This window comes from Paenibacillus sp. ACRRY, from assembly GCF_022346995.1.
Lineage (GTDB): Bacteria > Bacillota > Bacilli > Paenibacillales > Paenibacillaceae > Paenibacillus.
Map to the genome: position 1 here is coordinate 419,328 of NZ_JAKRNM010000001.1, position 19,969 is coordinate 439,296.

18 protein-coding genes are annotated in these 19,969 nt (G+C 42.6%); 11 read left to right on the forward strand and 7 right to left on the reverse strand.

The annotated features are described in order from the left end of the window. Positions 1-247 precede the first annotated feature (247 nt). The 4 genes from MH144_RS01865 (at position 248) to MH144_RS01880 (ending at position 4,463) form a co-directional block, all read left to right on the forward strand. Positions 248-1,477 carry a multidrug effflux MFS transporter gene (locus tag MH144_RS01865; protein ID WP_239297266.1) on the forward strand — a complete coding sequence of 410 codons (1,230 nt, stop codon included), beginning with the start codon at positions 248-250 and terminating at the stop codon, positions 1,475-1,477. A gap of 376 nt (positions 1,478-1,853) precedes the next feature. Beyond that, complete coding sequence (locus tag MH144_RS01870) at positions 1,854-2,765, forward strand: helix-turn-helix domain-containing protein (protein WP_239297268.1); 912 nt, start codon at positions 1,854-1,856, stop codon at positions 2,763-2,765. 87 nt (positions 2,766-2,852) lie between these two features. Beyond that, a complete protein-coding gene (locus MH144_RS01875) occupies positions 2,853-3,398 on the forward strand; it encodes an NAD(P)H-dependent oxidoreductase (protein ID WP_239297271.1) in 546 nt (181 codons plus the stop codon). Between the two features lie 63 nt (positions 3,399-3,461). After that, on the forward strand, positions 3,462-4,463 hold the full coding sequence (locus tag MH144_RS01880; protein ID WP_239297274.1) for a quinone oxidoreductase family protein: 1,002 nt from the start codon (positions 3,462-3,464) through the stop codon (positions 4,461-4,463). Positions 4,464-4,759: 296 nt separating this feature from the next. On the opposite strand, the gene MH144_RS01885 is transcribed toward MH144_RS01880, so the two are convergent. Next, complete coding sequence (locus MH144_RS01885) at positions 4,760-5,380, reverse strand: TetR/AcrR family transcriptional regulator (protein ID WP_239297276.1); 621 nt, start codon at positions 5,378-5,380, stop codon at positions 4,760-4,762. 123 nt (positions 5,381-5,503) lie between these two features. On the opposite strand from MH144_RS01885, the gene MH144_RS01890 reads away from it, so the two are divergent. Both MH144_RS01890 and MH144_RS01895 read left to right on the forward strand, forming a co-directional pair. After that, complete coding sequence (locus MH144_RS01890) at positions 5,504-6,274, forward strand: alpha/beta hydrolase (protein WP_481857333.1); 771 nt, start codon at positions 5,504-5,506, stop codon at positions 6,272-6,274. A 110-nt stretch (positions 6,275-6,384) separates the two neighbouring features. Further along, positions 6,385-6,621 (forward strand): hypothetical protein, encoded by a 237-nt coding sequence (locus MH144_RS01895; RefSeq protein WP_239297280.1) that lies wholly within the window; start codon positions 6,385-6,387, stop codon positions 6,619-6,621. A 146-nt stretch (positions 6,622-6,767) separates the two neighbouring features. Here the strand turns inward: MH144_RS01895 and MH144_RS01900 are convergent, their stop codons facing one another. From MH144_RS01900 to garR, 4 genes are all read right to left on the reverse strand, one after another. Continuing rightward, positions 6,768-8,129 (reverse strand): hypothetical protein, encoded by a 1,362-nt coding sequence (locus MH144_RS01900; protein WP_239297282.1) that lies wholly within the window; start codon positions 8,127-8,129, stop codon positions 6,768-6,770. 175 nt (positions 8,130-8,304) lie between these two features. After that, the gene (locus MH144_RS01905) at positions 8,305-9,624 is read right to left on the reverse strand and encodes a gluconate:H+ symporter (protein WP_239297284.1); all 1,320 of its coding nucleotides are present in this window, start codon (positions 9,622-9,624) and stop codon (positions 8,305-8,307) included. Between the two features lie 128 nt (positions 9,625-9,752). Next, positions 9,753-11,189, reverse strand: a complete 1,437-nt coding sequence (locus MH144_RS01910; protein WP_239297286.1) for a four-carbon acid sugar kinase family protein — start codon at positions 11,187-11,189, stop codon at positions 9,753-9,755. Further along, positions 11,176-12,084: a 2-hydroxy-3-oxopropionate reductase gene (garR, locus tag MH144_RS01915; RefSeq protein ID WP_239297287.1), complete on the reverse strand. Its 909-nt coding sequence runs from the start codon at positions 12,082-12,084 to the stop codon at positions 11,176-11,178. The genes MH144_RS01910 and garR overlap by 14 nt, the downstream gene beginning before the upstream one ends. Before the next feature lie 288 nt (positions 12,085-12,372). On the opposite strand from garR, the gene MH144_RS01920 reads away from it, so the two are divergent. Continuing rightward, positions 12,373-13,026: a GntR family transcriptional regulator gene (locus MH144_RS01920; RefSeq protein ID WP_239297289.1), complete on the forward strand. Its 654-nt coding sequence runs from the start codon at positions 12,373-12,375 to the stop codon at positions 13,024-13,026. 57 nt (positions 13,027-13,083) lie between these two features. On the opposite strand, the gene MH144_RS01925 is transcribed toward MH144_RS01920, so the two are convergent. Next, positions 13,084-13,503, reverse strand: coding sequence for a VOC family protein (locus tag MH144_RS01925; RefSeq protein ID WP_239297291.1), 420 nt, complete (start codon positions 13,501-13,503; stop codon positions 13,084-13,086). A gap of 746 nt (positions 13,504-14,249) precedes the next feature. On the opposite strand from MH144_RS01925, the gene rarD reads away from it, so the two are divergent. Continuing rightward, positions 14,250-15,128, forward strand: a complete 879-nt coding sequence (rarD, locus tag MH144_RS01930) for an EamA family transporter RarD (protein ID WP_239297301.1) — start codon at positions 14,250-14,252, stop codon at positions 15,126-15,128. Between the two features lie 161 nt (positions 15,129-15,289). Here rarD and MH144_RS01935 read toward each other — a convergent pair whose 3' ends face one another. Next, positions 15,290-15,835 (reverse strand): TetR/AcrR family transcriptional regulator, encoded by a 546-nt coding sequence (locus tag MH144_RS01935; protein WP_239297303.1) that lies wholly within the window; start codon positions 15,833-15,835, stop codon positions 15,290-15,292. A 220-nt stretch (positions 15,836-16,055) separates the two neighbouring features. Between MH144_RS01935 and MH144_RS01940 the strand changes: the two genes are divergently transcribed. From MH144_RS01940 to MH144_RS01950, 3 genes are all read left to right on the forward strand, one after another. Further along, positions 16,056-17,219 (forward strand): MFS transporter, encoded by a 1,164-nt coding sequence (locus tag MH144_RS01940; protein WP_275439934.1) that lies wholly within the window; start codon positions 16,056-16,058, stop codon positions 17,217-17,219. 67 nt (positions 17,220-17,286) lie between these two features. Beyond that, positions 17,287-18,156, forward strand: a complete 870-nt coding sequence (locus MH144_RS01945) for an aldo/keto reductase (RefSeq protein WP_239297307.1) — start codon at positions 17,287-17,289, stop codon at positions 18,154-18,156. Positions 18,157-18,740: 584 nt separating this feature from the next. Continuing rightward, positions 18,741-19,919: an MFS transporter gene (locus MH144_RS01950; RefSeq protein WP_239297310.1), complete on the forward strand. Its 1,179-nt coding sequence runs from the start codon at positions 18,741-18,743 to the stop codon at positions 19,917-19,919. The last annotated feature ends 50 nt before the right edge of the window (positions 19,920-19,969 follow it).

Here is a 19,969-nt window from a genome sequence, read left to right on the forward strand (position 1 = left end):
GGCGGCTTTTTTTGTGTAGTTTGTGGTCAAAGGTTATGTCAAACGAATAGTTAATGATCAGTAACCGTTAATCTATAATGATTAACGGTTTTATTTGACCTGGTTTAATAAACGAAGGGTGGCTAACTAATAACAGTTCTTAGAACGAATGAATCATGAACGTTTAAATATAACTTGACCTAAAGTTAACTCTAAGAGCTATACTGTCTAAAGGCTTAAAGTAATTATTAGAGAGAGGTATGGATTAATGATTAAAAGCAACAAATGGAATGTTGCAGGCTTGGCCTTATTGTTGGGTTTATTTTCAACCTTAGGCCCTTTCACGATCGACATGTATTTACCAGCATTCCCTGAGATTGCAGCAACGTTCAACACGAATGCTTCACTTGTTCAGTTCAGTCTTACTGCTTGCTTACTAGGGCTGGGAGCGGGACAACTGGTCATGGGACCACTGAGCGATGCCTATGGAAGACGTACACCGTTGCTGATCTCCATGGCCGCCTATATCATTTGTTCTTTGGCGTGCGCCTACGCTCCCAATATTGGTCTGTTGATTTTGTTCCGCTTCACTCAAGGTTTCTCGGCTTCAGCAGGGATCGTTATTTCCCGCGCGATAGCTCGCGATCTATACAGCGGACATGAGCTTACCAAGTTCTTTTCCTTGTTATTGCTCGTGGGGAATTTGGGACCTTTGGCAGCACCGATCGCAGGCAGTGGCGTTCTTTCATTTACGACATGGATTGGTGTGTTTATCTCACTCTCCGTTCTGGGAGTTTTCTTATGGGCAATGACCAAATGGCGTCTGAAAGAGACAAACCCTCCGGAACGACGCGTTGCTCCCAACTTCAAACTTCAGTTGCGTAACTATGGTCACCTCTTACGTGACAGGAAGTTTGTAGGTTACATGTTGGCACAGGGAATTATGACAGCTGGGGTTTTTGCATATGTAGCAGGTACACCTTTTATCTATCAAAATATTTACGGAGTCACGCCGACGGTATTTGCTATATTATTTGCTTCAAACGGGATAAGCCTAATTATTGGCTCTCAACTTGTAGGTCGGTTGTCACAGCGAATCTCTGAGCAGACGCTCCTATTGTCGGGACTATGGCTTGCACTAATAGCAAGTATTGCTGCCTTGATGGTTACTCTGGCTCATGGCCCTCTTTTTGCTCTGGTTATACCGCTGTTCTTCTTCGTATGCTCTATCGGGATTACGTCAACAGCAGCATTTCCACTTGCCATGGAGAGTCAAGCCAAAAGTGCCGGAAGTGCCGCAGCATTACTTGGGGTTGTTCCCTTCTTGCTTGGCGCGTTGGTCGCTCCGTTGGTGGGGGTTGCCGGTGAAGACACGGCTGTTCCATTGGGCCTTACTTTGTTAGGGACCAGTATTGTTGCTATTATCACTTACTTCATACTGGTTAGGAAGGCATCAGATCATACTTCTCAACATGTTCAGTCTGATCTCAATATTTAGTTTTTTTACAGAAGCTCTAACCCATAATTATGTGTGGACTCAAACGAGTTTACTGATCATGTTCTCTATAGAAAGAGTGCTAATGCAGGCTCTTACGGAAAGTCGCTATTTTAGCGGCTTTTTTGTTTTGGAAACGAATTTCTTTGTACATTATAATATATGCTCTGTTTTTTTGAGCTAAATAAACAAGTGATTTGAGCTTCACAGTAAAGTTATTCAGCTGATTTACGGTTATTCTAAAGAAGAACCTAGCTCGTGATAGGCGAAAGGAGAACGAAGTGGATACTTACGGAGATAATATGATTGCATTGGCTCAAACAATTCATTGTGGAGTTACCTTCAAACCATTGTTTCAAGAACCAGGCAGGACAGGTTTATGACGACGAGAACTGACAAAATGATTAAGGTGCCTCATGAATTACCAAATACACCGGACAGAAAAATCAGCTTAAGGCTGAAAGGATTGTCTGTCATCGAATTTAGCTATCACACGAAAGTAAGGAAGGGTTCTTATTTCTTGAAGGATCATCTTTTATTAGTCGTCCGATCGGGAATCTATACTCTTCGGTTCGGGGATCGGACATTTACTGTACGGAGTAATGAGATGATGTTTATTCATCAATCAATTGCTATTCAGTTCGAGAAAAAGGGTGATCCTAACTTCAATTACAACATCGATTATATGATGGTATTTCTAAATAATCAGATCGTGGATGAATTCCTCAAATTTGCGGAGATCAAACCAGTCTATCTGGTGGATGAAGTCACGCCGGTAACCGTATTTCCTGTTAACGAACGGATTAGAAGTTATATCGAATCGTTAAAGCCCTATATTGAAAATCCGGAAGAATACAATGAAGGACTGGTTCGAATCAAACTAATGGAGCTTTTGTTTCACGTGACTGATTCGAATGAACGTTTTATATATCAGATCATGCAGCCAATGAACAAGGACAGACGCAATATTGTTGAGATAATGGAAGGAAATATAACCAATCCTGTTTCTCTTAACGATTTGGCTTTTTTATCCGGAAGAAGTCTGGCGACCTTTAAAAGAGATTTTCAAGCCATATATAACACTTCTCCGCTTAGATGGATTCGTAATCGAAGGCTGGATAAGGCTAGGGAGATGTTGCTGGGAACGGATTTAACGGTTACGGAAGTTTGTTTCTCGAGCGGATTTGAAAATATCGCACATTTCTCTAAAGTGTTCAAGGGGACATTTGGACTTCCACCCTCGGAGTTCAGACAGAAAAAAAGAAATGAGCTAAAAGAACAACAGAAATGAGCTTGACAGCAAAGAAACGGGTTCTGCTTCTTGTTATTCTTGTGATGTGAGCATTATGAGAACAACATAAAGGAGAGAAATTTTTGCATGAAAACATTAGTACTCGTTTTTCACCCCAATCTATCCATATCCCGCGTCAACCGACGTTGGGCTGAAGAAATGGAAAACCAAGATAACGTTACCCTGCACAATGTATATCAAGCATACCCAGACGAGCAAATTGACATCGCCACCGAGCAACAGCTCTTGGAGCAGCACGACCGAATCGTCTTGCAATTCCCATTCTACTGGTACAGTTCGCCGTCATTGTTGAAAAAGTGGGAGGATGCTGTCCTTACCTACGGTTGGGCATTTGGGAGTGAAGGGGACAAGCTGCAGGGAAAAGAATTGCTGATCGCTACTACGACTGGTGTCACTAATGAAGGTTATTCTCCAGGGGGGAGTGCTCAATATACTATTCCTGAGTTACTGCGTCCTTTCCAGGCAACTAGTAACTTGATTGGCACACGTTATTTGACACCTTACGTATTGTACGGAGTACCTCAAATGTCAGACGAGGAACTTGAACAAAGTATTAACGATTATGTAGCTTATGCCTTGAACCCGAGCCTTGAAATTCTAGCGGTAAGGTAATTGTTTTTTTTGCAGGCTTAAAAAGATAGAAAAAGGAAGAAGTGAGAAGGCATGAAAGCAATCATGTTAAGAGAAACAGGCAGCCCTGATTCATTGAAACTAGAGAATGTAGATATGCCTAAACCTGGTTCGAAAGAGGTTGTTGTCCGATTGAAAACGGCAGCCCTTAACCGGCGGGATTTACTAGTCATACATGGGCAATACCCGGGGATTAAACTACCAGCGATTCCGGGATCGGATGGAGCGGGGGAGATCGTAGAGATTGGAGAAAAAGTGCAGAATGTCTTGATTGGTGACGAAGTAATTATCAACCCTGGTTTGAATTGGGGAGGTAATTTAAACACAAAAGGTGCTGATTTTACGGTTCTTGGCGTTCCTACTAACGGAACCTATGCTCAATATGTAAGGGTTCCCGCGGAAAATGTTTATTTCAAACCATCCCATTTATCTTGGGAAGAGGCAGCAGCGCTCCCATTGGCAGGCTTAACTGCTTACCGGGCTCTCATAACGAGAGGCCAAGTGAAGAGAGGGGAGACCGTTCTGATCCCCGGTGTTGGCGGGGGTGTAGCGACCTTTTTGGTTCAGTTTGCAGCCGCACTTGGCGCAGAAGTTTACGTGACATCTAGCAACGAAGAAAAGATTGAAAAAGCCAAAGGACTGGGTGCAGCCGGAGGCGTTAACTATACTTCGGAGGACTGGGTGAAGGAGATGGATAGATTAACGGGTGGCATTGATTTGTCTGTTGACAGTATTGGGGGCGAGGTCTTTAATAATCTGCTGTCACTTGGCAAAATCGGAAGCCGTGTAGTAAGCTTTGGGGCTACGAGAGGACCTGTTCCTCATCTTGTCCTGCCCAGTATGACTGTAAAGGAAATTTCCGTTATAGGTTCAACGATGGGAAGCCCGCAGGATTTTGTCAATATGATCAAACTGGTGGAGGAACATAAGATTCATCCCGTATTAGACAAAACGTATTCGTTGGAAGAAGCAGCTGATGCACTCCTCCGAATGGAAAAGGGAGAAAACTTCGGCAAATTAGTTCTGAGCATTCCGGATGATAAATAGGTGGATGATCAAGCGGCACTAACGCCGTTCCAATCAAAGTCGCTATTGCAGCGGCTTTTTTTAATTTAGAGACCAACGCTTATAATCCCGATTCAAGAACAATCAAATAGAAAATCTAACCAAGCCACAGGGAGAGATACATTATCCATGGTTTAAATTACAACACAGAAAATAAAACCGCAGCCAAGCATTAAAAACTCGGCTGCGGTACCAATTCGAACAATGCAATTCTGGAATTTATCTGCTATAGTTCCTTCAGTTTATCGAAATGGATCCTTGTTAGGCTGGCAAAGAAGTCATGAAGTTAACTTTGCACCTCTCATAAAGATTCCTACTAACCTTTGGCCCAGTGCAAGATTAGATTCATACTTTTGCGAGGTGTTCTCCCGATTCCCCATTAACATCAGGGTCGAAAAAGTCTCAGCTAAGAACATGGGATCGTCTTCGCGGAGAGTTTGCTGGTCCATGGCCAATTGGAAATGGGTCGCCAATACCTCATGAATGCGAGCCTCGGCTTCTCTAATTTCCAGAATTTGATTTTTTTCAAGAAAAGGCTCAGCTTCTCTAATCATAGTTTCAACCTCGGCATGCGGGTTCGCCAACCTGGCTTCGGCCAACCGTATAAGTCCATCTTCCAGATGTTCAGCATGATCAAGAAAGTCTGAAGTTACTCGGCGTACATTCTGGAACATGGTTATCATGGCAACCTTAAAAAGTTCGGGTTTGCTAGCAAAGTGATAGTATATGGTCGGCTTAGACACATTGCATCGTTTTCCAATTTGTTGGAGCGTGACAGTTTCGTAGCCATATTCCTTGAACATTTTGGAAGCAGTTAAAATAATCGTTTGCTGTATGGAAATTTGGGTTTCTGCTTGCTTGGGTCTTCCGGGTAAACGCTTGGGTGATTTATCTGGCATTGCACACTCTCCTCCATGAATATTTTATGACAAACTTCGTTCATAAGCAAAATCAACTTGTAATTATACTTACCGGTAAGTATAATTTATATGAAACTAAAACGAGTAATGAATAAAGGTGGAATGAAGTTGAAAACAGCAAAGCGCAGTAACAAGTGGAAAAAGATAGTAATTTGGTCTAGTCTATCCGTAATTATAGTCGTGGTTGGACTTTTTGTTTATCTCCAATCCGTCACGTATAGTCCGTCGGTAAGAGCTGAAGCTGCCATGAACCTGGATGGTCAGATAAGTATCAATAAGATCAAGAATGGCTATCGGTTTGAACCTGAAGGTACAGAGATCGTGGAACCTAACATTATTTTCTATCCGGGAGGTCTAGTGGAACCCACCAGTTATGCTCCATTTGCCAGAAAATTAGCAGAAGAAGGACATAGAGTTTATATTGCGGATATGCCTTTAAATTTAGCAATGTTTGGGGGGAACAAGGCGGATTCTTTTATTGAGGAACATCCCGACGAAGCCTTTGTAATTGGTGGGCATTCGCTAGGAGGAGTCTTTGCATCACGGTATGCTGCCCAGCATACAGACACGCTGGAAGGGGTCTTTTACTTAGCGTCTTACGCCGATGACAGTGGAAGCCTAAAGGAGACGGACTTGTCCGCATTACAGATCACAGGTACAGATGATGGAGTACTGAATTTCGAACAATGGGAAGAATCCAAAATAAATCTTCCGCAAAACACGACATATGTAAGCATCAAAGGTGGTAATCACGGGCAGTTTGGCTCGTACGGGGAACAAAAGGGAGATCATGCACCAGCAATCACTGAGGAACAGCAATTGGAGGAAGTAGTAGCTGGACTCGAAGGATGGTTTGACTTGATAAACCGGTAATATCTATTTATAAATCTTTGAATCCTTGTTGGAAACTATTTATAATCACCTTCGATTGTACTATGATACATAGAAGGGAAAATAAGGAATTACTTCAAGGAGGAAGATGGTTGAAAAAGAGCACAAAGTGGGTATTGTGGATTTTGGGATTCATGCTGGGCGCAATTTTTATTAATTTTTTCATGAATTTATTCAGTTTTGCTTATGCCTTGATTACTGTACTTTTACTTGCCTTCATGGGATGGGGATTCGTAGTAAAGCTGAAGAATGATGTTCGTCAGCACGAGGATCATTATAGAAGAGAGTCACATTCTGAGATAAATGATATCGAAAGGTACACAAGGTAGTTCATATCATATCGCTCACGGAAAACAGCCGCCTATTCATGGCGGTTTTTCTATTTCGTTGGCAAGGAGGATAATGGACTTGGTAAAGGGCTGCAAAACGCTGTTTTTGTGTTTTGCACCCCTTTTTTAAATGAGCATTATTCAGCTTAAATAAAAGTCAAAGTCTTTACCAGAGAGATTAAGTGATCCTGATCGGCCCACAAGATGAAATAGGAATACGTATTTCCTTGAATCACAACAGGAGTAGGGTATTTGACAATAAGTGCCGCCTGATTTCTCATTTCTGCGGGTTGGTCTTCTGAGGGAAAGATGAAACAGGCTTCCTGTGCTTGAACCAATGCAGGGAAGATTCGAGGATTGGTTCCATAGGGTTGCAGGACATGGAAGGCTTCGGCTCTGCACACTGCGTGAATTTCCTCTTCTGAAGATATCGCCGATATCTGAAAAAATCCGTCTGATCCTTCGAATCGTTCTTCGGTCACTTTGCGCCAGTTTCGCGGATAATAGAAGGATACCTTGTATATCTGGTTTAGGTATAATTTATAGGGATCAAGTTCGTGGAATTGTGGTGACCAGGCTAGAGATGTAATCCACTTGGCTTCAACAATTTTGGTCGGATTATTAGGGTGATCTAAATCAATAACCCAAATTTCGTCTGCGTGTTCTTGATTGTTGCATCCTGATAAGTATGCAAGTCGTTTCCCATCCGGCGACCAACTGAGCGGGGTGGAGAAACAGGTGGAGACCGACCATGTTTTTTGCTGCCCGCCAGCTCGGCTGTCAGTCTGGATTAATGAAACGTATTGATTATTCACGATATCTGTGGCGCTATAAGCGACTGTCGTAGAGTCTGGAGACCATTCGGGAAAATAGTTCTTTGCCTGAGGTCCACCTTGGAGTTTGTAGCTTACGCCTGTTGATAAATTAACGGTAGTGATTAAGGAAATGCTGGCTCCCGGGGAAGTATATAGAGCAAACTCTCCATCAGGAGATATTCTGACATTGTGGAGTGGCCCTTCCGTATTATGTGTTAATTGCTGTTTGTTCATGCCGTCCCGGTTGATTTTATACAGTTGAGTGATACCTGCTTCATCTGGTGCTGCAAACAGGAAAGCTTCTCCAGAGGGAAACCATTGAACATCTGAGACTCCATATTGAACGATCGAGCCGCTGGTATGGGCGTGTATATTGTAGATCACAATTCGATCGTCCTTTACATAGATCAAGTAATGACTATCTGGTGACCAGCTCAGTAAAGTATAAGGTTCAATTTGATCAATCTGTGCCCATGTTCTGCTGTTTAGATTTAATACCAAGACCATATTATTCTTGCCGATAAAGGCGATGTGCTGAAGATCGGGAGACCAATAAGGAATTGAAAATTCTTCACCAAGATTCTGGGTTAGCTTCATGGTCTGACCTGTTAATGGGTGATAAAGCCAAATGTCGTACGAACCACCCCCAACATTAGAATTAAAAAGGATTGCTTCACGATCAGTAAGGTTCATATGCTAATCCGTCCTTCCACTCGAATTCCTACAATATATTCAGGAAAGGAAAATGGGCGATTAACAGATATCAGAAGCGGAGAATATCAAAGGCTGTCTCTATTGTTTGATCAAAAAAATAAAGGCATCGTTCTGATAAGAACGTGCCTTTATTCTTTCGTTACCTATTTACGATTTACATGAACATATCCATAATCAGGACACCAGCAAGTCCCACAAGTGAGATTATCGTTACCATGACCGACCAGGTTTTTATCGTTTTACCGATACTAAGATTGAAGTACTCCTTGTAGATCCAGAATCCTGCATCATTGACATGAGAGAAGGTTACGCTACCTGCACCCGCTGCAAGAACCATCAATTCTGGACTTACGCCCGTTGCAGCAACCAGAGGTGCGGCTATACCAGCTGCTGTCATACCGGCTACGGTTGCAGAACCGACGGCAATTCTTAAGATTGCTGCGATCAGCCAGGTTAACAGGAGTGGAGAGAGGGTCGAGCCTGACATAAGATCAGAAATATATTGGTCAATATGACTGTCGATCAAAACTTGCTTAAACGCACCACCACCGGCGATGATTAACAGGATCATTCCGATTCCGCTTACAGATTCGCTCAGTGAGGTCATAATCTCAGGCATTTTTTTGCCCAGATTCAACCCGAAAGTAAAGATCGCTACAATAACTGAAATTAGTAGAGCCACGTTTGCATTACCGATAAAGTCCGTTACTGGCGAAATTGCTGATTCAGGAGCAAAAATCTCAACAACGGTTTGAAGCGCGATCAAAATAACCGGTAGAAGAGCTGTGAAAAGGCTGATTCCGAATTTAGGAAGTTCTTCTTCTTTGAATTCCTTAGGATTGAATAGACCTTTAGGGATATCGATCTGTAATGCTTCTTTTTTAAACAGCTTGGTGTAAACAGGGCCTGCAAGGATGAATGCAGGGATCGCAATAATCATACCCAGAATCATCGTTAATCCGATGTTGGCTCCAAAAACGTTAGCAACGGCTGTCGGTCCAGGATGCGGAGGGACGAATCCGTGCATGGTGATAAGGGCTGCAATAACGGGCATTCCCAGATACAGAACTGGCACACGCGCAGCTCTCGCAATGGTAAATACCAATGGAATTAATACCACCACTCCTGTTTCGAAGAATAAAGCGATTCCAACAATAGCCGCTGTAATAACTGCTGCTAGCTGAGTCCGTTTTTGACCGAAGGCACTTATCATGGTTGTGGCGATACGCTGTGCACCACCGGAATCGGTCATTAGTTTCCCGAGGATACCTCCGAATATAATAATCATCGTTAAGTGTCCGAGCGTTCCGCCTAGACCGGATTCAATGGATTCGACAGCTTGAATCGGTGTCATACCCTCCAGTACGCCAACGGCCAGGGATACAATAATCAGAGATATGAAAGCGTTTAACTTAAAGGCCATCATTAATATGAGCAGTAAAATGACCCCAATGGTAACAGAGATAATTGGCATATATTTTTCCTCTTTTCTTTATTGGCTTGATCAAGAAGACCAGAGTGTAAGGAGTGCACTATTAATTTTGTATTATTTCTTTATCAGTGTTACTCCTTACACTCTGGTCATACTAAACTTAATAAGAATTATTTCGAACTCAACATTTCAACGACTTCTCTCAAATCCGTTTTGGTACCCACGTTACCAGGGAAGATGACATAGGAAATCCCGGGGAACTTACTTTCACTTCCAGTTGTCCACACGGGGATACCTGGACGAATCTGCCCAGCAACGGTAGCCCGTTTTACTTCAAGACCATTCGTTCCAATATCGCTCGAGGTAATCCCACCTTTAGCAATGATATACGATGGTCTTACTTCCAAACGTTTGACAATACTCGTGACAGCATCCGATATTTTGACGGAAAGTTTTAATTCCTCTTCTTTTCTGTCTGCTCCAAGGTCCAAGCGTTCTCTTCGGGTGTAGACAGCCACATTTTTACCTTGAAGAATGAATCTGTTGGTAGTCTCCACAACTCTATTAAGCTCGTTCTCGAATTGATCGGGTTCCAGGACAAGGTGAACATTAAATTCAACAAATTCTACTGCACCGGACTTCTTCAGTTCTTCAAACTGCTCCGTTGTTTTCTTAACATGGGATCCGATGATGACTAATCCGCCATGGTTTGTGTGATCACTCATCATCTCTTCACGAGTGAGCAGGCTTTTGTCACTAACGCCTCCCATGACCTTCGTAAGGGCAGCAGCACTTCTAAACATAAAGTGTTTACCTTTGTTGATGGCTCGAATCAAAGCAATGGTGAAGATCTGTACATCAGCATAGTCAACCGCATTCACAATAACTTTGTTAAAATCCTCAACGTTCAACAGCTGCTGTTCTATCAGATCCATGTTCATGGTACGCAGACTTTCAAGCGAAATGTAAGTCATGTGTTCGGCTTTATACCGACCATTCGATTTTTCCTCAGCCCACTCACCTAAATGGGACTTGGTGTAACCAAAGGTACGGTCCTTAGCGAATTCGGTTTCTCCAGCAGGAACCAGTTCCGTATCATATTGCACGTAATGAACATTATCAATTGTAAAACGTCCGCCTTCTTTGAAGAAAGGAAGGAGGATCTCACCGTCAAATCGGATATCTGACTGGGCTTCAACGGTATCTTTCAATACTTCCGTTTCCAACGGGTAGTGCCCTCTAAGTGTGGAATCTCCGCGACTAATAATGGTGAACTCACGGTTGTTTTTCTTGGCAGCTGCTACGATATTTGCAGCAATCTCCTGGTGTGCTTTTGTCGTTTCCGCCGCTGTAAAGCCACGTGAGTTGGTGAGAACAAAGAACATCGAATTCTCTTCCTTAAAACCTCTGTCGATGCTTTCCAACGACCAATCCGTATAGACCGATACACCATGCACCGTTTGGACACCAGTTGGATCATCATCAAGCACGATAATTTTGTGATTAAAGTGTTGAAGCTCTTTATCGATCATTTCAAGGACAAAGCTGGTATCTACAGAAGGAATGTTGCTGAACACTTCTTCAACAGACCGGTTATTTGTTTTCATGGCCAAGACCCCTAACTTCGACATTTGCTAATTTTTCATAGTACTGTACGATCCCGCCGTGGTCGTCCATTAATTTCCCGTCAACTTTTAGGGCATGGAACATCTCTAACAGGTGACTAGAAAGGGGAAGAGGTACTCCAATTTCGTGAGCTGTATCCATGACATTCGTAATATCTTTCATATTGATCGCAATTGTGCCTCCTGGGGCAAAGTTTCTGTCCAGAATGAGCGGAACTTTGGCATCCAGAACAGCACTGCCTGCTAATCCGCCTCGGATTGCCTGATACATTTTCTCAATATCGATGCCAGCTTTGGCAGCCAGCACAAGTGCTTCGGACATCGCAGCAATATTCAAGTTAACGATAATTTGATTCGCGAGCTTCGCTGTAACTCCACATCCGCTATCTCCAACCAAGGTAACAGCCGTCCCCATGTCAAACAATACGGACTTGGCTTGTTCGAATACGCTTTCTTTACCGCCCACCATAATTGCTAATGTACCATCAATGGCTTTAGGTTCTCCGCCGCTAACGGGTGCATCCAAAAAGCCGACGCCTTTTTTCGCAGCTTCTTCTGCAAGAGCAATGGAAACAGCTGGAGTGATGGAACTCATATCGATAATAATCGAGCCTTCTTTGGCTCCGGATAAAATGCCTTGTTCACCCAGAACAACAGCTTGCACATGTTGAGATGCAGGGAGCATCGTGATGATGATTTCACAGTTCTCAGCAACTTCTCTAGGTGAGGAAGCTGCAGTTGCACCGGATTCAACCAATATTTGAACCGCTTCCTGATTCAGGTCATTAACGGTTAATTCGTGTCCTTTTTTTGTGAGATTTAGAGCCATCGGTTTCCCCATGATTCCGAGTCCAATAAAACCAACTTTTTTTGCCATAATGTTTTCCTCCTAATAACTTTTCTAAGAAAGGCCTATATGCCTATGAATTAAGTTCTGTACACAGATTAGTTTCAAACAACGTTGAAGTAACTTGAGTTACTGAAAATAAAATGATCGATTCAGCAACCGCTTACATCGTTGTTTGCGTTTTTATTGTATACTAAAAATTAAAAATTGTATACATTAAAATATAAAATTGTATACAATTTATGAATTAGCGTATACTTTTATTGTCTGACATCGTTTATTGGAATGATTTTATGAACATAATTTGGTACTATATTTATGATGAGAAATGAAACTGAGGTGAAGTTAGTGCATGAAAATAATAGCTCACGACCGGCGTATCATCAGTGTTACGAAATTCTCCGAGACAAGATCTTAAACGGTGAGCTTCCTAGCGGTACAAAGATCGTTGAAGAGAAACTAGCTGCAGAGCTTGGAGTTAGCAGAACGCCCATAAGGGATTCCATACGAAAACTGGAGAACGAAGGATTAATTGTTCAAAAGAAAGTGGTTAAGCCAACGGAAAAGGATTTGCGCAATTTGTTCAATGTTCGGATATTGTTGGAAGGGTATTCAGCTAAATGCGCGGCGAATTTCCTAAAAGACAACGAGATTGAGGAACTGTACAAGTATGTGGAAATCGGCAGATCGGGGACAAAAGATGAGATTATGTCAGCGAATGAAAGCTTCCATAATGACATTGTAAAAGCGAGTAATAATCCGCTCATGATTGATATTATAGACCGGATGCAGGCTATTATTTATCTGTTCAGGAAAACCGTTGTCATCTATAATCGTCCTCATCTGATTGATGAGCATGAAGAAATTTATAATGCAATCAAGTCCAGAGACGGCGAGAAAGCAGAAGAGTTGATGAAAAAGCATCTGGAGAACGATCTGAACTTTTATCTTCATGTCATGAGTAATCAGTAAGAAACAAGTGGGTAAGAGTGAAGAGGTATGACTAAAACGCCGGTGACCTTCAGGAGGTTACCGGCGTTTTTCAATTAAGCGTTTCGGCATTTTGCTCTCATCCATGTACAACAGGTTCCACCTATGACCATCCAGGTCTGCAAATCCGGCACCGTACATCCAGCCTTCATTTTCACTTGGTTTGCCAAAGATACTTCCTCCGGCAACTTCAACTTTCTGAATAAAAGCATCAACTTCTTCTCTGCTATCAGCACCAATTGAAAAAATGACTTCTGCGCTACGGGAAGTATCTGCGATGGTTGAACCTGTAAATTTCTCAAACGCCGCATCAGGGAATAGCAGAATTGTGGTTTGGCCGATGGTAAGCTTGGCTCTCTCGCTACCAACGCTCACCGCATGGAATCCAATCTCGTTGAAAAAGGAAGTAGATTTCTCAACGTCTTTGACCGGCAGGTTAATCCAGATATCCTGTGACATGGCTGTAGCCTCCTGGAATATATTTTTAACTAATTCTACTATACTCAACTGCTGCTGCCCAAGACAGCATGAATTGGAAGGGTGTGGTAAAGTATAGGAGGGATCATATAAATGGAGGAGGTTACTAATAGTTTATGATGATGAAGGACTTACACCGAAAACTCGGTCCTATCATTCGGAATAAAGATCTAGTTCAGGTGGCTTTTTCGTTTTTTATTTCTGCAATCATCGGAGTTATATATAGTTTTATGATCATTGACGAGACTATAGGTGGATATATTCATAAAATATTACCGAGTAGGGAAGGACCGGACCTTCATCAATATCTGCCTGTGGTGATTACTGTGTTAATTTACTCGTATTTTAATCAAAAAAAGAAGAGAAGAAATGTTCTGGAAAAAATCTCGTTTACTTGTCTTCAGATCATCATTGCAATAGCAAGCTGTATTTTTTCTCTTATCCTACTATTATTGATTCAGCAACATTTCATGAGAGCAGCTGGCTAACAATCGGTTGCTTTTTTGATTTTCGTTATTATTATGGGGAATTTCAATGATTACATTTCAATGAAACGAATGCCATGCAGGAGATACGCAAATTGTGCGGTCCGAAGAAATCAATGTCTGAAATAACGCAATCAAATAAAGGCGTGGCTTACTGCATGACAGATTATTTCCTTTACTTAGGTTAGGATCAAGGCGTATAATCCGTTCAGACATCAGAGAGAGAAGAGGAGAATTGGATTCATGAACAACGGGTTAGTCAACGCTATAATTGCTTATATCATGTGGGGGATACTCCCACTCTATTGGAAATTGTTCAACGATGTGCCAGCAGGCGAGATTCTGTCCCACCGTGTCGTCTGGTCGTTTGTCTTCATGGGTATTCTCGTGGCTGTCCAGCGCCGCTGGGGTGATATGAAGCGCATTGCTGCTAATCGGTCACACCTGCTATCGCTCGCCGCAAGTGGACTCTTGATTGCAGTGAACTGGCTTATCTTCATCTGGGCGGTCAACAATGGGCACGTTGTTGAGACAAGTCTTGGCTACTATTTAAACCCACTGCTAAACGTACTGCTAGCAGTTGTTTTCCTTCATGAGAAGCCAAACCGCGGCCAGTGGCTCGCCATTGCTATCGCTGGTGCAGCAGTACTTATTATTGCCATCGACTATGGTCGTTTTCCATGGGTCGCGATCTCGCTGGCTGTATCGTTTGGCTTGTATGGCCTTGCGAAGAAAAAGACTGTGCAAGACGCCTCTGTGGGCTTACTGTCGGAGACGGCTGTAGTTCTGCCTATAGCGCTGGGCTACTGGATCTATTTAGCTGCTGCAGGAGAGTCGACTGCATGGACGCTGTCTCCATCTATGTTCATCGGACTGCTTCTTTCTGGCGTGGTAACGGCACTACCGCTGTTGTTTTTTGCACGTGCTGCTGCACGGATGTCGCTGTCCGCACTCGGATTCGTACAATACATCGGGCCAACCATCATGCTGTTCTTAAGTATATTTGTATTTAAGGAATCGGTATCGCCGGTTCTGCTTGTTGGATTCGCGCTGATCTGGACTGCACTTATCGTATATGCGATATCATCAGTTCGTGGTTCGAAACTTGCGAAAGCGAGCTGACGGCAGGGGAGACCTGGTTCCGTCATCACGGTCATTTCCGTCCAATGGATGGAAATGACCGTTTTTTGTTTCCCTTCATGCGAAAAGCTAGGATTCTTCAAAATAATTTCAAATCTCAATTTGGGGACAGACAACGCATTCAATTCCTTAGAGGCTCGTAACTACACAATTCTTTCTAACAGAATCCCTACTTGTTTGGCCATTTCTTCAGGCGGACAGGGCATTCCATTTGTAATCCACCATTCAACCGCACCTACATACGCTGTTCCCATAAAGGGCAGCATGACCTCTTTCGTTAATTCAAGATTTCTCTCCTCGGATGGATCTATCTCATCATTAAATTCTTCCATGATGTACTGGAGAAACAGACTGCGAAAGGAAGGGGCTCCCTTACTCGCTAACATGGTAGAGAAGAACAAGTAATTTTGTTCAAAATATTCAAAATATGCTTGGGTTGCTGTTCTCCAATCGATCTCACAAGCCCAATCGCTAATTTCCCTCATGGCCTGAATATGTTCTTCAATCAGTTTATTCAAGAGATCAAACTTGTCTTGATAATGGAGATAAATGGTGGCGCGGTGAACATCGGCCTTGTCTGAAATGTCCTGTATGGTGATGTTATCAAAGCTCTTTTCGGACATCAGTTCAATTAACGCTTTCTTAATGGCAACTTGTGACTTGAGTATTCTTCTGTCTATTTTAACCATCTTGGTGTATCAACCTTTCCTAAATAATTGACACATATGAACGGTGTGTCGAGTATTCGACGATTCCGGTACGATTAACGATTGATTGAAGTGTAATTTTAATTATTATATACATATGTCGAATAAACGATCAACATCGATTAACGATGAGGAGGAGGAACGATGTAATGGTAATTTGGACAAAGACTAAAATATGCACGGTCATCCTGAGGTGTGAATGATGCGAAACACGGTCAAAATATATATGCTCGCCTTGATAAGCTTTGTTGTTAGCACCTCAGAGTATGTAATTGCTGGTATTTTGGACAATATAGCGCAATGGGCAGATGTTTCCGTGTCTGCGGCGGGTCAGTTGATCACGGTATTTGCGATAGCAAATGCTATAGGTTCACCGCTTTTCGTCATGGCAGCAGCTAAAATGGATCGGCGAAAGCTAATGATGGTTTCGCTCTGGATTGTTGTGCTCGGAAGTATCATGACCATCACGCTCCCAGGATTCGGATTCCTCATTGTCTCACGTATCATTCTGGCGATCGGCGCTGGTGTTTTTGTGATTGCTGCCAAAACAATAGCTGCAAATCTCGCGCCACCTGGGAAGCAAGCGGGAGCGATCGGTACAGTGCTCATTGGATTTAGTGCCGCATTAATAGTAGGTGTTCCCATTGGTCGGGTAATTGCAGCGACCTTTGATTGGAAAGTTATTTTCATCGGCATTGGTATGCTAAGCTTGTTTGCCGTTTTTGGAGTGTACCGAATGATCCCTCCCAGCGAAGGAGAAGTTCCAATCCCATTGCGTAAGCAGATTGCCCTTATAAAGAATCCCATGATCCTAACGGGTTTTGGAATAACCTTTTTCTGGCAGTTAGGTTACGCCGTTCTTTACGCATATATTGTACCTTTCCTGCTCAACGGCACTACACTTGAAGCACATCACATCAGTCTCGCGCTATTCGCCTTCGGTATCGCAACTTTAATTGGTTCAAAGTTTGGTGGGTTTTTGACCGATAGGATGGGGATTCCACGCTCGCTTTTGGGCGGTATGACTGTCCATGTCGTTGCACTTGTCTTGCTTGCAACAGTTGCCAAATCCGTAGTGGTCACCATTCTGCTGCTTATGCTATGGGGCTTCTCTGCTTGGTCGTCTGGACCGGGGCTGCAGTTTAACTTGGTGGAGTTGGCGCCTGAAGCTTCTGGAATTATGCTGAGTCTGTATGGTTCCGTTTTACAGTTGAGCATTGCGGCTGCCGGCGGTATAGGTGGTCTTGTAACCCACAGCTATTCGATTCACGCGGTGAGTTGGACAGCAGCATTATCTGTGGCCATTGCCGTTATGTTGGCGGTCGTTTCGTTTGGCCGACAACATAAAAAAGAGACTTACTCATAAAACGGTTGGAGTCGTGCTAACGAAGCAAAGCAACACAAAAATATAACTGAGAAAAGAGGACCATAGGATGTACAACGAAACTTACAAATTATCAAATGGGGTTACCATTCCGAAATTAGGGCTTGGCACGTGGCTGCTTGACGATGAACAGGCTGAGAAGGCAGTATGTGATGCAGTTTCCATCGGCTATCGTCATATTGATACGGCCCAAGCTTATATGAATGAGGCTGGTGTAGGCCGAGGAATCCATTCCTGTGGTGTGGCAAGAGATGAGCTATTCATTACAACAAAGGTAGCTGCAGAAGCAAAAACCTATGATGCAGTTATGCATTCGATTAATGAGTCTTTAGCCAAAATGAAACTGGATTACATTGATCTTCTGATTATCCACAGCCCGCAGCCTTGGCAGGAATTTCGTGAAGAGAACCGCTATTTTAAAGAAAATAAAGAAGTGTGGAAAGCCATGGAGGATGCTTATACCACTGGAAAAGTGAAGGCAATCGGTCTTTCCAATTTTCTGCATGACGATGTGGAGAATATACTTGCAAGCTGTACAGTCAAGCCTATGGTCAATCAGATTCTGGCTCATGTGAGCAATTCACCTTTGGAGTTAATTAATTACTGCCAGAATAAAGATATCCTCGTCGAGGCATATTCACCCATTGCACACGGAGCAATCCTTGATCATACAGAAGTGAAGATCATAGCTGAGAAATATGGCGTAACTGCAGCACAGCTCAGCCTGCGATATGATATCCAACTTGGTCTAGTGGTCATTCCCAAGACAGCAAATCCTGATCACATGAGAATCAATGCAGAGCTAGATTTTGTGATTAGTGATGCAGATATGGAGACGTTGAAAAATGTGGAGGCTATACAGAACTATGGTGAGCATAGCTTCTTCCCGGTCTTTGGGGATAAAAACAAAATAAACTAAACTGTGGATGACAATTGTCTGGGTCAGATGGGGGTACTTCGTAAGTTCGCAAGTTGAAGTAATAGCAACACCAAACAACGGCAGCCGTACAACTGTCGTTGTTTGGTTTTTATAACAGAAACAATTGCCATATTTGAACCATTATGAACATAGCAGAAGAATGATTCGAATTATAGAAGGTCCAAAATGTAATAATCATTTGGTTTAGAAATGCCTTATAGGCATTTCATGATATCGGTTATAGGTAATTGAAATATATGAAATACTCCATACAATAAAGATATAGGAGATCCGATCATTCGAGTGCACCGAAGATCCAATAAGAAACATCATCATCGTAAAAAAGCCAAATTAGCTTGTTGATGTGATTCACAGGCTCAAATAAGCGCCTCAGTTGGGAGAAGAAACCATCCCAATGCTGTTTTTGAGTTCAAAATGAAAAAGAAAAGAATTTTTTATGTAAGTTCATAAAAATTATTTTTTGAGTTAAGTTAGAGATTTCTTATTGTAAAACTCCTTATCTCGACTGAACTGTAATTAGTCGTTCAGATCATCTTATATACTTCACGACAGGAGATGTTTTTTTGCTAACCAATAAGAAATTATTAATATTTATACTGACGGTAGGGGTCTTTGGTATCCTAAATACGGAGATGGGAGTCATAGGCATATTGCCTACCATTGCTCAGAACTTTAATGTGACAGTTACGCAGGCAGGATTACTAGTAAGCTTGTTCGCTCTAGGAATTGCTGTCTCGGGTCCGATTCTACCATTAGTATTCTCTGGAATGGACCGACGAAAAGTGATGTTGCTTGTATTAGGCATTTTCGTTGTTGGAAATGTGGTTTCAGTCTTTACCACCAGCTTCACAGTTCTGCTCATCGCACGGATTGTTCCAGCTCTTTTTCATCCGATCTATATGTCTTTGGCTTTCACCGTGGCCGGATCATCTGTAAGTCAAGAAGAAGCTCCCAAAGCAGTCGCCAAAGTTTTCATTGGTGTTTCAGCAGGGATGGTAGCTGGTGTACCTATCGTAAGTTTTATCGATAATACCTTTTCCTATGAAATGGCTATGACGTTCATCGCGATTGTCAATATCATTGTGTTTGTCGCAACGCTGCTATTTGTCCCTTCCATGCCCGTAAAGGAAAAACTATCGTATGGCGCTCAATTTTCGGTACTAAAAAGACCGGTATTATGGATATCCATGATTGCAGTTTTATTATTAAATGCATCTGTTTTCGGAGTATACAGTTATGTGACAGAATATTTATACGCTGTGACTCATATGTCACCACATTGGACCAGCATGACATTGCTTCTGTTCGGAGGAGCTAATATGCTAGGCAACATCATTGCTGGGAAGGTACTTACGGATTATCCCGCGAAGTCTATCATTATGTTTCCACTCTTGTTGGGTATTGTTTATGTTGTTCTTTTTGCAATTGGAGAGTACAGAGTACCTGTGACGTTTCTAACGATTTTGTGGGGGATTTTGGCCGGGGGAATTATGGCCAATCTGAATCAGTACCTGATCTCATCCGTGGCAGGGGATGCTCCTGACTTTGCCAATGGATTATTTGTGACCTCCTGCAACGTGGGTACAACAGTAGGTTCAGCCTTTGGAGGCTTACTGATCTCCACTATGGGGGTGGAATATGTTATATTAGTCGGTATTCTCAGCGTTGTATTAAGTTTAATCATGCTTTTGATCAGAAGCTACCTGAATAATTCAGCCGAAAAATGGACAGTATCCTCATAAATCAATCCCCTCATGGAATTCTTTATGTTCCAAAGAGGGGGTTATTTTAT

Bases quoted from the DNA above. Each gene is read 5' to 3' on its own strand.
- MH144_RS01880 (WP_239297274.1), top strand. From the start codon at position 3,462: ATGTTAAGAGAAACAGGCAGCCCTGATTCATTGAAACTAGAGAATGTA.
- garR (WP_239297287.1), bottom strand. From the start codon at position 12,084: ATGGCAAAAAAAGTTGGTTTTATTGGACTCGGAATCATGGGGAAACCG.
- MH144_RS01940 (WP_275439934.1), top strand. From the start codon at position 16,056: ATGCGAAACACGGTCAAAATATATATGCTCGCCTTGATAAGCTTTGTT.
- MH144_RS01875 (WP_239297271.1), top strand. From the start codon at position 2,853: ATGAAAACATTAGTACTCGTTTTTCACCCCAATCTATCCATATCCCGC.
- MH144_RS01910 (WP_239297286.1), bottom strand. From the start codon at position 11,189: ATGAAAACAAATAACCGGTCTGTTGAAGAAGTGTTCAGCAACATTCCT.
- MH144_RS01890 (WP_481857333.1), top strand. From the start codon at position 5,504: ATGAAGTTGAAAACAGCAAAGCGCAGTAACAAGTGGAAAAAGATAGTA.
- MH144_RS01920 (WP_239297289.1), top strand. From the start codon at position 12,373: ATGATGAGAAATGAAACTGAGGTGAAGTTAGTGCATGAAAATAATAGC.
- MH144_RS01900 (WP_239297282.1), bottom strand. From the start codon at position 8,129: ATGAACCTTACTGATCGTGAAGCAATCCTTTTTAATTCTAATGTTGGG.
- MH144_RS01905 (WP_239297284.1), bottom strand. From the start codon at position 9,624: ATGCCAATTATCTCTGTTACCATTGGGGTCATTTTACTGCTCATATTA.
- MH144_RS01945 (WP_239297307.1), top strand. From the start codon at position 17,287: ATGTACAACGAAACTTACAAATTATCAAATGGGGTTACCATTCCGAAA.
- MH144_RS01935 (WP_239297303.1), bottom strand. From the start codon at position 15,835: ATGGTTAAAATAGACAGAAGAATACTCAAGTCACAAGTTGCCATTAAG.
- MH144_RS01865 (WP_239297266.1), top strand. From the start codon at position 248: ATGATTAAAAGCAACAAATGGAATGTTGCAGGCTTGGCCTTATTGTTG.
- MH144_RS01870 (WP_239297268.1), top strand. From the start codon at position 1,854: ATGACGACGAGAACTGACAAAATGATTAAGGTGCCTCATGAATTACCA.
- MH144_RS01925 (WP_239297291.1), bottom strand. From the start codon at position 13,503: ATGTCACAGGATATCTGGATTAACCTGCCGGTCAAAGACGTTGAGAAA.
- MH144_RS01885 (WP_239297276.1), bottom strand. From the start codon at position 5,380: ATGCCAGATAAATCACCCAAGCGTTTACCCGGAAGACCCAAGCAAGCA.
- rarD (WP_239297301.1), top strand. From the start codon at position 14,250: ATGAACAACGGGTTAGTCAACGCTATAATTGCTTATATCATGTGGGGG.